The organism is Bacteroides cellulolyticus (assembly GCF_025567135.1).
GTDB classification, from domain to species: domain Bacteria; phylum Bacteroidota; class Bacteroidia; order Bacteroidales; family Bacteroidaceae; genus Phocaeicola; species Phocaeicola cellulolyticus.
Genome location: NZ_JAOQJJ010000010.1, coordinates 1 through 12,305 on the forward strand (window position 1 = coordinate 1; position 12,305 = coordinate 12,305).

8 protein-coding genes and 1 pseudogene are annotated in these 12,305 nt (G+C 39.5%); 4 read left to right on the plus strand and 5 right to left on the minus strand.

Going from position 1 to position 12,305, the window contains the following annotated elements:
- Nucleotides 1–134: 134 nt before the first annotated feature.
- From OCV82_RS10010 to OCV82_RS10025, 4 genes and pseudogenes are all read right to left on the minus strand, one after another.
- Nucleotides 135–1,142 (minus strand): annotated as a pseudogene (locus tag OCV82_RS10010) (GRP family sugar transporter).
- A 14-nt stretch (nt 1,143–1,156) separates the two neighbouring features.
- Nucleotides 1,157–2,062 (minus strand): ribokinase, encoded by a 906-nt coding sequence (gene rbsK, locus OCV82_RS10015; protein WP_154044243.1) that lies wholly within the window; start codon nt 2,060–2,062, stop codon nt 1,157–1,159.
- Nucleotides 2,063–2,464: 402 nt separating this feature from the next.
- Nucleotides 2,465–3,346 carry a hypothetical protein gene (locus OCV82_RS10020; protein WP_154044244.1) on the minus strand — a complete coding sequence of 294 codons (882 nt, stop codon included), beginning with the start codon at nt 3,344–3,346 and terminating at the stop codon, nt 2,465–2,467.
- Between the two features lie 32 nt (nt 3,347–3,378).
- Complete coding sequence (locus OCV82_RS10025; protein ID WP_154044245.1) at nt 3,379–3,672, minus strand: hypothetical protein; 294 nt, start codon at nt 3,670–3,672, stop codon at nt 3,379–3,381.
- Nucleotides 3,673–3,951: 279 nt separating this feature from the next.
- On the opposite strand from OCV82_RS10025, the gene OCV82_RS10030 reads away from it, so the two are divergent.
- From OCV82_RS10030 to OCV82_RS10045, 4 genes are all read left to right on the plus strand, one after another.
- Nucleotides 3,952–5,451 carry an acetyl-CoA hydrolase/transferase family protein gene (locus OCV82_RS10030; protein ID WP_154044246.1) on the plus strand — a complete coding sequence of 500 codons (1,500 nt, stop codon included), beginning with the start codon at nt 3,952–3,954 and terminating at the stop codon, nt 5,449–5,451.
- A gap of 171 nt (nt 5,452–5,622) precedes the next feature.
- Nucleotides 5,623–8,457, plus strand: coding sequence for a leucine--tRNA ligase (leuS, locus tag OCV82_RS10035; RefSeq protein ID WP_154044247.1), 2,835 nt, complete (start codon nt 5,623–5,625; stop codon nt 8,455–8,457).
- 9 nt (nt 8,458–8,466) lie between these two features.
- On the plus strand, nt 8,467–9,363 hold the full coding sequence (locus tag OCV82_RS10040; RefSeq protein ID WP_154044248.1) for a YitT family protein: 897 nt from the start codon (nt 8,467–8,469) through the stop codon (nt 9,361–9,363).
- Entirely contained in the window at nt 9,364–9,942 is a 579-nt protein-coding gene (locus OCV82_RS10045) for a non-canonical purine NTP diphosphatase (protein ID WP_154044249.1), read from the plus strand.
- A gap of 50 nt (nt 9,943–9,992) precedes the next feature.
- On the opposite strand, the gene rnr is transcribed toward OCV82_RS10045, so the two are convergent.
- Nucleotides 9,993–12,140 (minus strand): ribonuclease R, encoded by a 2,148-nt coding sequence (gene rnr, locus OCV82_RS10050; protein WP_235339479.1) that lies wholly within the window; start codon nt 12,138–12,140, stop codon nt 9,993–9,995.
- Between the last annotated feature and the right edge of the window lie 165 nt (nt 12,141–12,305).

The window sequence follows — 12,305 nt, forward strand, 5'->3', positions numbered from 1 at the left end:
GGAATGTCACTTCTGCCATAACTGATACATTTAGGGTTACACTATACAAAGGTAACTTCAGCTTGACTATTTACATTCTCTTTGGCGTGATTTTTTTATCTCATGGGAATTTCATAATGACTAAATTTTAAAAGTTATAAACCTGAATAAACTATCATTCCAAGTCCAAGGATGAAGAATATAAACATTAAAGTAAGATAAGATTTTGTTTTTGTGATTCCTCCGTGGAATTCTTTCCATACGAAAATTCCCCAAAGGGCTGCTATCATAGGCGCTCCCTATCCCAGTGCATATGATACTGCCGAACCAGCCTTGTTTGCTGCTATATAGCTGAACAATGTTCCCAGCGCCCATATACATCCTCCCAACATACCGATAAGGTGGATTGAGATATTACCGTTGAAATACATCTTATATGTTGTAGGTTCGCCAATGAAAGGTTTCTTCATTATTAAAGTATTGAATACAAAGTTGCTTAGAAGTACACCTGATGAGAATATTACAAATGCAGTATATGGTGTTGAAAGTCCATGCTGAGGTGATATGAAGTTTTCTACATCCATGCTTTCCGCTACGAAACGGTAGAAGAACGACATACATACTCCAGCGAGTGCAGCAAGTAATATACCTTTATTTGTATTCTTACCTGAGTTTTCTGAACTGCTTACACTATTTGCCGACATATCATTAAGGATTATAGCCAATACTACGCAGGCTACTCCTGTGAACAGCCATAGAGGGTCGCCTTTAGGTGTTCCCAAATAGTTGATAAATACACCCAGTACAAGAGCTATACCTACTCCCAATGGAAATGCCACAGACATTCCTGATATGGAAACAGAAGCAGAGAGAAGAATGTTGGAAGCATTGAATATGATACCTCCCAGTAATGCATATCCCCAGGACTGTCCGCTGATTTGCTGTATATCAGTTAGAAAATCACGTCCAACGCTTCCATGACTTCCCAAAGTGAAAGCCATCAATAGAGAGAACAAGAACATTCCAATTACGTAATCCCAATAAAAGAGTTCGAATCTCCAGGATTTTCCGACAAATTTCTGAGTGTTGCCCCAGGAGCCTCAGCATATCATGGTGATGATACATAACACTACTGCCAAGGCGTAATTATCTACGATAAACATAATATATGGATTTATCAGATTACTTCATTTCTATATGGGCATGATGACTGTGCTCCAAGTCTGGTGACTGTTATACCGGAACATTTATTGGCAAATTTTACGGCGTCAATTATATCTTTCCCTTCGGATAAAGCTACTACAAGAGCGCCACAGAAAGTATCACCTGCTGCTGTTGTATCTATAGCATTGACCTTTTGTGTTGGTACGGATATGTATTCTTCTTTTGTCTTTATGAAAGCACCGTAATCTCCCATAGTGATAATAACGGTTTCTATTCCTTTCTGGCTTATTATGTCGGTAGCATTTTTTGCGCTTTCTATGTCGCTCACTTTAATTCCTGACAGAATTTCGGCTTCTGTATTGTTAGGTATTATTATTGAAACATTCTCCAATAATTCTTTTGGAAGAAACTGAGCAGGAGCAGGGTTCAGAACAACTTTCACTCCATGTTCCTTGGCTACTTTTGCTGCGTATGTAACTGTTTCTATAGGAATTTCCAGCTGCATCAGCAGAATATCTGCATCATATACTGTACTTTCAACGCTTTTGAAATCATCAATACTGTATGTGCTGTTAGCACCTGATGCTACGATAATGCTGTTTTCTCCTTTCTTGTCGACTGAAATCATTGCCACTCCTGATGGCTTGTCGGAAGAAGACAGAATGTAATCAGTGTTGATATTTTCTTCTGAATATAGACTGACAGACTGGCGTCCGAAAAGGTCATTGCCTGTTTTTGTCAGAAATACAACGTTCCCGCCCAATCTTGCTGCAGCTACAGCCTGATTGGCTCCTTTTCCACCTGGATTCATAATAAATTCACCGCCAAGGATTGTTTCTCCTGGAACAGGTAGTCTGTCTGATTTTATTACCATATCGGTATTACAACTACCTAATACTACAATTTTTTTCGTTTTCATGATATAGTTTTTTTCGTTTACGGTGTAAAAGTATTGTTATATTTCAGGCATATCAAACCAATTATATCCGATTTATAAAAACTCAACGATATATTTCTTCTTATAATACTTTGATAATCAGTATGTATAAGAATAAATAATTACTGTATAAAATATGAGTTATGTATGTGATAAAATCCAACTTTTAAAGTCAAATATTTTCATGGTAAGATAGTCAGAAATATTTTGTGGAGTGTCAATCTGCTTGCATAATTCTTCCAGATATTTCTTTTTATCCGATTGTGAAAGTTTAAACATGTCTTTTGTAAAGAATTCGTATAGTATAGCTTCTATTTTTGATGTCTCTCTGTTGTTTTTCAATTTTCTTCTGGCTGCTCTTATGGAATATTCCAGGAAATCGTATTACTGGAGTTCGTATATAGATATGTAATATAATAGCAGGCAAGGTTTATATAGAAAGAATCTTTGATAATTGTAGTCTTTTACAATATCATAAAGAATCTTTTTTGCCTGTTTATGTTCGTTGATGTTTATGTTTAATAATGACAATTCAAGTATGAACTGTATCTTTCTGAATGGTGTAAGAAATTTCACTATGGAGTCTGTATCTTTGTAACAGCTTATGAGTTCTTTTATTTTTTTCTTGTCATCAGTATGTATATAATATTCAGCTTTGTTTGTGAATATTATGCATTCTATTTCCGCATTGAATTCTGCGGTATAATATTTCAATCCCTCCAGGATGTTAATGTAATACTCCATTTCCGAATATTGCCTGTTCTCATTGCATTTTTTCAGCACATTCTCGATGAACTGCATATAATCGGATGGTGGATTGTTAAGGAATGATTTATGAGAGGCGAACAGTTCGTTCGCTTCTTTGTAAATGTTGTTTGCCGCCTGATAATTGTTCTTGCATAACAGATATATACCCTGGAACAGTAAATGTTTTTTCTGTATTTCGAACAGATTTTTTCTCAGATTGTTGACAAATGTTATTTCCGTTATTGCCAGATCGTCAAAAATCTTGGTGTCCGATTTTCGGCTGGTGTAGAACACCATCAGTTCATATAATTCCGACTGGCGGTTTATCTGATTAAGTACATTCAGATATCCTTTTAGTCTCAAATGCTCTTTTATAAGGGTATCTTCTGATATGTCAAGGAAGTTTTCCTGACGCATGGAGTCCAGTTTTGTTCTTTGGGCTAAAGATGAGACACTGTAATCTTCCGTTGATTCGGATTCCTCAATCACTTCGTCCAGCATCTGGAAGTGCTCGTCCATCAGATGCTTTTCTTTGAGAATATTTGCCTGTATTATTTTATAATATAAGTTATGTTTGCATTTTTCTTTATGGCAAGACTTACCAGTGTGGAAAGGATGTGCTGGTATAAATAATTAGCTTCCGGAACAAATGAATTTATTGGGTAATACTTTGCATAATTCTTTTTAATATTTTCTATATCAGTTATGTTTTTCTTGTCTATGATATCGAATATTTTCATATATGCTTTTTCTGTCGGATTTTCTCCTGCCTGTAGATATAAAGCCTTCTTTTCCGATTTTGATAATGCGTTTATGAGTAATATTAATGAATCGATTTTTTTCATAACTAATATATGTTTTTCAATGTAATATGCGATATTGGCATTTATTTCTGATATCTGCAAATAAATCAGTAGAAACTTGGATAGAAACGTGGCTCTTAATAATTGTCAAAATATTTGAAATATTAGATTATGACTCTCATTTTGTAGAAAAAAATATGTTTTTCATCATAAATTTGAAACAAGAAGTATTGGATTTGATGTTTTTTTTCTAAATTTGGAGAGTCTCAGAAAACTTACTAAGTTTCGAATATATACAAATAACTTTAAAAACACAATATCATGAGCTATAAATTTATGACAGCGGCCGAAGCTGCAAGTTTGATTAAAGACGGAGATATTATTGGATTAAGTGGATTTACACCAGCCGGAACACCTAAGGCTGTTACTGCCGAGTTGGCTAAAATGGCTGAAGAAAAACATGCACGTGGAGAACATTTTAAAGTGAGCGTTCTTACAGGTGCTTCAACCGGTGATTCATGTGACGGCGTTCTGATACGTGCAAATGCTCTTGATTTCAGAGCACCATATACTACAAATTCTGATTTCCGCAAGGCTTGCAACAACGGACAGGTAAAATACTCTGATATACATCTGTCACAAATGGCTCAGCGAATCCGTTCCGGTTTCTTGGGTAAGGTGAATGTTGCCATAATGGAAGCTTGTGAACTGACTGCCGACGGACGTATTTATCTTACTGCCGGTGTGGGTATTTCCCCTACAGTGGCACGTCTGGCAGAAAAAGTTATAGTCGAACTTAATGCTGCTCATAACAAGACAAGTCTTATGGGTATGCATGATATTTATGAACTAGAACGTCCGCCACATCGTCGTCCTATCATGATAGAACATGCTAGTGACCGTATCGGAACACCATATATTCAGGTTGATCCGGCCAAGATTGCTGCTGTGGTGGAAGTGAATATTCCTGACGAAGCCCGTGGGTTCCACGATCCGGATCCTATTACCGACAAGATTGGTCAGAATGTGGCAGACTTTCTGGTAAATGATTTACGTAAGGGTACAATACCTTCTACTTTCTTGCCTTTACAGTCTGGGGTAGGCAATATAGCAAATGCCGTGTTGAGTGCATTGGGTAAGAATCCTGATGTACCTGCTTTTGAAATGTACACTGAAGTTATCCAGAACTCAGTGATAGATTTGGTAAAAACCGGTAGAATAAAGTTCGGTAGTACATGTTCTTTGAGTGTGACAAACGACTGTCTGCAGGATATTTACGATAACATTGAATTCTTCCGTGACAAACTTGTGTTGCGTCCTTCTGAAATTTCAAACTGTCCTGAAGTAGTACGCCGTCTTGGAGTTATCTCAATGAATACAGCAATCGAAGCGGATATTTACGGTAACGTAAACTCTACACATATCTGCGGAACCAAGATGATGAACGGTATCGGAGGTTCTGGTGACTTTACGCGCAGTGCTTATATCTCTATCTTCTCTTGTCCTTCAACAGCGAAGGGTGGTTGTATCAGTTCTATTGTTCCTATGGTGTCACATCAGGATCATAGCGAACACTCTGTAAATGTAATCATCACAGAACAGGGTATTGCCGATTTGCGTGGTAAGAGTCCTATGGAACGTGCCAAGACTGTTATTGAGAACTGTGCTCATCCAGACTATAAGCAGTTGTTGTGGGATTATCTTAAGATAGCCAGCAAGGGACAGACCAGTCACAGCTTGTCAGCAGCATTGGGTATGCATGAAGTATTCCTCGACAAGGGAGATATGCGTCTGACTGACTGGGCTGACTTTAAAAAGTAAAAACGAATTAAAATAATATGCGGGCAGCAGCAAGAGTTATAATACTTTATCTCTTGTTGCTGCTTTTTGCTTTCATTCTATTGTCTTTTGGGGTATCTTTATTTTTTTTATTGTATCTTTGCAAACAAATTGGATAAATAACGTAAAATCAAATATATAAAGTACATCGCTATGGAATATAATTTCAGGGAGATAGAAAAGAAATGGCAACAGAAGTGGGTGGAAAACAAGACCTACAAAGTTTCGGAAGATGAATCAAAAAAGAAGTTCTATGTGTTGAACATGTTCCCTTATCCGTCGGGAGCAGGACTTCACGTAGGTCACCCGCTGGGATATATTGCCAGCGATATATATGCTCGCTACAAGCGACTTCAAGGTTTCAACGTTCTTAATCCGATGGGTTATGATGCATACGGATTGCCAGCAGAACAGTATGCAATCCAGACAGGTCAGCATCCGGCTGTAACTACTGCGGCTAACATTGCACGTTATCGTGAACAGCTTGACAAAATCGGTTTTTGCTTTGACTGGGACCGCGAAGTTCGTACTTGCGAACCTGATTATTACCATTGGACACAATGGGCTTTCCAGAAGATGTTCAACAGCTATTATTGCAATTCATGTGGTAAGGCTCAGCCTATTGAAAATCTGGTTAAGGCTTTCGAAACAAAAGGTACTGAAGGACTTGACGCTGCATGCAGCGAAGAATTGAGTTTCACTGCCGAAGAATGGAACGCAAAATCAGAAAAGGAACAGCAGGAAATTCTGATGAACTACCGTATAGCATATCTTGGCGAGACTATGGTGAACTGGTGTCCTGCATTGGGTACTGTATTGGCCAACGATGAAGTTGTAGATGGCGTTTCTGAACGTGGAGGACATCCTGTAGTGCAGAAGAAGATGCGCCAGTGGTGCTTGAGAGTTTCTGCTTATGCACAGAGATTGCTCGACGGACTTGAAACAGTTGACTGGACAGACTCTCTGAAAGAAACACAGCGTAACTGGATTGGCCGTTCTGAAGGTGCTGAAGTTCGTTTCAAGGTTAAAGACAGTGACATGGAATTCACAATCTTTACAACACGTGCGGATACAATGTTCGGTGTTACTTTCATGGTTCTTGCTCCTGAAAGCGAATTGGTGGCACAACTTACTACTGAGGCTCAGAAAGCAGAAGTTGAGGCTTACCTTGACCGTACAAAGAAACGTACTGAACGTGAACGTATATCAGACCGCCGTGTGACAGGTGTGTTCAGCGGTTCGTATGCGGTAAATCCGTTCACAGGTGAGGCTGTACCTATCTGGATAAGCGATTATGTACTTGCAGGTTATGGTACAGGTGCTATTATGGCAGTTCCGGCTCACGACAGTCGTGACTATGCTTTTGCAAAACATTTCAACTTGCCTATCGTTCCGCTGGTTGAAGGATGTGATGTCAGCGAAGAAAGCTTTGATGCCAAGGAAGGTATTGTCTGCAACTCTCCAAAGGCAGGCGTAACTCCATATTGCGATTTGAACCTTAACGGTCTTACAATAAAGGAAGCTATAGCTACTACAAAGAAATATGTAAAGGAACATAACCTCGGACGTGTAAAAGTTAACTTCCGTCTGCGTGACGCTATCTTCTCACGTCAGCGTTATTGGGGCGAGCCATTCCCTGTTTACTACAAGGACGGTATGCCATATATGATAGACGAGAGCAAATTGCCTTTGCAGTTGCCTGAAGTTGCCAAGTTCCTTCCTACTGAGTCTGGCGAACCTCCATTGGGACATGCCACAAAATGGGCTTGGGATGTAAATGCCGGAGAGGTAGTTGAAAACTCTAAGATAGATAATGTAAACGTATTCCCTCTTGAACTTAATACTATGCCTGGTTTTGCCGGTTCAAGCGCATACTATCTGCGCTATATGGACCCACACAATGACAAGGCACTCGTATCTGAAAAGGCAGACAGGTATTGGCAGAATGTTGACCTCTATGTAGGTGGTACTGAACATGCTACAGGTCACTTGATATATTCACGTTTCTGGAACAAATTCTTGTTCGATCTCGGTGTAAGCGTTAAGGAAGAACCATTCCAGAAGCTTGTAAACCAGGGTATGATTCAGGGACGAAGCAACTTCGTATATCGTATCAAGGATACAAACACATTCGTATCTCTCGGATTGAAAGACCAGTATGATGTTACTCCTCTTCATGTTGACGTAAATATCGTATCAAACGATATCCTTGATGTTGAGGCATTCAAGAACTGGCGTCCTGAATACAACAATGCTGAGTTTATCCTTGAAGACGGTAAGTATGTATGCGGATGGGCAGTAGAGAAGATGAGTAAGTCTATGTACAACGTAGTAAACCCTGATATGATTGTTGAACGTTACGGAGCAGATACATTGCGTATGTATGAAATGTTCCTTGGCCCTATCGAACAGTCTAAACCATGGGATACTAACGGTATAGATGGTGTTCATCGTTTCTTGAAGAAATTGTGGAGTCTGTTCTATAGCCGTAATGACGAATTCCTTCCTCAGGACGGTGAAGCTACAAAAGAAGAACTAAAGGCAGTACACAAACTGATAAAGAAAGTGACTGGAGACATTGAGACATTCTCTTACAACACTTCAATCAGTGCATTCATGATTTGTGTAAACGAACTCACTTCATTGAAATGTCGCAACAAAGCTGTATTAAGCAATCTGGTTGTTATTATAGCTCCGTTTGCTCCTCACTTGGCGGAAGAACTTTGGGCTGCTTTAGGAAATACGACATCTGTTTGTGATGCTCAGTGGCCTGCATTCAACGAAGACTATCTGAAAGAAGATACAGTGAAATATACAATCTCTTTCAACGGTAAGGCGCGTTTCACTATGGAATTTGCTGCAGATGCAGACAATGAAACAATCCAGTCTGCAGTTCTAGCTGACGAACAGGCACAGAAATGGATTGATGGCAAGACTCCTAAGAAGGTGATTATCGTACCTAAGAAGATTGTAAATATTGTTCTGTAAACCATATTTATGGAAGCATTGTTAAAAAGAAAATTTGGCCGGGAGACGAAAGACTACCTGGCCATAACTTTAGGTTTGATATGTTATTCTATTGGTTGGGCAGCGTTTCTTTTGCCTTATCAGATTACTACAGGTGGAGTGACAGGTATAGCAGCTATAATCTATTATGCGACAGGTGTTGAAATTCAGGTTTCATATTTCATAATTAATGCCGTATTTTTAGGTTTTGCATTGAAAATACTCGGACCTAAGTTCAGTATCAAGACCATATATGCCATAATCATGCTGACGTTCCTGCTATGGTTCTTCCAAATGTTATTTAAGGACGATAGTGGAAAATTACCAATGTTGCTTGGACCAGGACAGGATTTCATGGCATGTGTTATAGGAGCCGGACTTTTAGGCTTTGGTATTGGTCTTGTGTTCTGTCATAATGGTAGTACCGGCGGGACTGATATCATTGCATGGATTATCAACAAGTATAAGGATGTTACTCTTGGACGTATGATGATGTATTGTGATATAATCATTATATCCTCCTGTTATTTTATTTTCCATGATTGGCGACGTGTATTGTTTGGCTTTTGCGTGTTGTTTGTCATGAGTATAGTGATAGATTATGTAATTAATAGTACTCGTCAATCTGTACAGTTCCTTATATTCTCGCGCAAGCATGATGAGATAGCTCAGGGTATTTCCACTCAGATTAATCGTGGAGTAACTCTTCTTGACGGAAAAGGATGGTATAGCAAGCAGGACATAAAGGTGGTTGTGGTTCTTGCAAAGAAAAGTCAGTCACTTGACATTTTCCGTCTGGTGAAGGATATTGATCCTAATGCATTTATTTCCCAAAGTAATGTAGTGGGAGTTTACGGCGAAGGTTTTGACCCATTGAAAGTTAAGTAAATTATGAAGAAACTTGTTTTTGCAACAAATAACGCACATAAGCTGGAGGAAATCCGTGCTATATTAGGCGATAAGGTAGAGATCTTGAGTCTTAATGATATAGACTGTCATGCCGACATTCCTGAAACGGCTGATACTTTGCAGGGTAATGCTGCATTGAAGGCACAGTATATATATGATAATTATGGTTTAGACTGTTTTGCCGATGATACAGGTCTTGAAGTCGAGGCTTTGAATGGTGCGCCTGGAATTTATTCTGCCAGATATGCCGGTGGAGAAGGGCATGACTCTGAAGCCAACATGAAGAAACTACTTTCTGAAATGCAGGATAAAGATAACCGCAAGGCACGTTTCCGTACTGTTATTTGCCTGATAGAAGGTGGTAAGGAAAACTTCTTCGAAGGAATAGTAAACGGCAGCATAATACGTGAAAGAAAAGGTGGAGCGGGTTTCGGTTATGATCCTGTATTTATGCCGGACGGATATTCAGAAACCTTTGCCGAGATGGGTAATGATGAAAAGAATAAGATAAGCCATCGAGCTAGGGCTGTTCAGAAACTTTGTGAGTATTTACTATAAAACAAGAAAGTCAGAGAATTTCTCTGACTTTCTTGTTTTATATAATAATCTTATTCCGCCAGCACGAAATCCAGCTGTTTCTTTTCCAGGTTGGCGCGTGCCACTTTTATCTTTATTGCATCACCAAGACTGAATTTCTGATGATAACGTCTGCCGATAAGGCAATAGTTCTTTTCGTCGAACTCGTAATAGTCATTGCCCAGGTCACGCATTGCTACCATACCTTCACATTTGTTCTCGTTTATTTCTACATATATTCCCCATTCAGTCACTCCGGAGATTACTCCTTCATAAACAGTTCCTATATGATCGCTCATGAATTCTACCTGCTTGTATTTGATTGATGCGCGTTCAGCACTTGCGGCGGTCTGTTCCATTGCAGAGCTGTGTTCGCACATGCTTTCATACTTGTCAGCCTGTGCACTTCGTCCTCCGTCCAGATAGCGTGTCAGCAGACGGTGAACCATAAGGTCAGGATAACGGCGTATAGGCGAAGTGAAATGAGTGTAGTAATCGAATGCAAGACCATAGTGACCGATGTTGTGGATTGAATATCTTGCCTTCTGCATAGAACGCAATGACACTGTTTCCACTAGGTTCTGTTCTCCCTTTCCGTTTACATCTTTCAACAGGCGGTTGATAGACTTTGATACTTCTGTTTTTGTTCCGCTCGTACGGATTTTATAACCGAAGCGTGCGATAAACTGGTTAAGGTTGTCCAACTTGTCTGGGTCCGGCAGGTCGTGGATACGATATGGGAATACCTTTGCCTTTTTGTTCTTTGGCACTTTTCCTATATGTTCCGCTACGGTACGGTTTGCCAGAAGCATGAATTCCTCTATCAGTTTGTTTGCTTCCTTGGACTGCTTGAAATAAACGCTCAGAGGTTTTCCTTTCTCGTCAATTTCGAATCTCACCTCGCAACGGTCGAAGTCGATAGCTCCTGCGGCAAGACGTTTTTCACGAAGAATCTGAGCCAGTTTGTTCAGTTCAAGAACTTCCTCCTTGAAATCTCCTTGACCGGTTTCTATTATATTCTGAGCCTCTTCGTATGTGAAACGTCTGTCGGACTTTATTACTGTATGTCTGATACGATAGTCCTTGACCTCTGCTTTTTCGTTCATATCGAATATTACAGAATAAGCCAGTTTCTCTTCGTTAGGACGCAGTGAACAGATGAAGTTGCAAAGGCGTTCTGGCAACATAGGTATCGTACGGTCCACAAGATATACGGATGTGGCACGTTTCAATGCTTCCTTGTCTATGATACCGCCTTCTTTGACATAATGTGAAACGTCGGCGATATGTACACCAACCTCCCAAAGTCCAGGTTTCAGTTGTCTGATTGAGAGTGCGTCGTCAAAGTCTTTCGCATCCTTAGGGTCGATGGTGAATGTGGTTATATTGCGGAAATCCTCACGTTCTGCATAATCCTCTTTTGTAATTTCTGCAGATAATTTTTCTGCTGCAGCCTCTACTGATTGTGGATAAGTATATGGCAATCCGTATTCAGCCAGTATGGCGTGCATTTCAGTGTTGTTTTCGCCGGCCTGTCCAAGCACGTCTATAACCTCACCGAAAGGATTCTTTGCTTCGTCAGGCCATTCTGTAATTTTCACTACAGCCTTATCGCCATTCTTTGCTCCTTTAAGCTTTTCTTTAGGTATAAAGATATCGTTGGCAAGTGTGCTTGTCTCTGTGATGAGGAAAGCATAGTTTTTCGATACTTTCAGTGTACCTACGAAAGTTGCTTTTGCTCTGTCAAGTATTTCTATCACTTGTCCTTCTATCTTCTGTTTCTTGCATTTTGCACAGAGAGAAATCTTCACTTTGTCATTGTTCATGGCATGAGCTGAGTTCCTTTCTGCAATAAAGATCGGTTCCCCTCCATCGTCAGGTATAAACGAGTTTTTGCCGTTGCTCTTTCTGATGAAGGTACCTGTCATTATCTGACCTCTGTCATTAAGTTTCCATCTTCCCTTTTCGGCTTCAATCAGGAAATTGTCTTCTGCCATATCCTTTACTATGTCGGTACATAGCATTTTGGTAGGATGTGTTGTTAGTTTCAGTCCCAGGAATAATTGCTTAAGACTTATAGCCTCAGTCGGTTTGTTGCGGAAATAGTTTATGATGAGTTCCGACATCTCTTTTTTCTTCATTCTTTTTCCGCCTTTTTTCTCTTTTTTATTTTTAGACATAGCTATTCCTTTCTTTGTTAGTTTCTACAAAGTAAGCAAAATAAATGGAATAAAGATATAATAGTCTTATTTATTTTCCTGCAAACCAGTAAAAGTGCCACATTTTCCAGCATTTCCAGCCTGAAAGAAATCTGCCTGTAATAATTCTGTTTCTACATATTCATA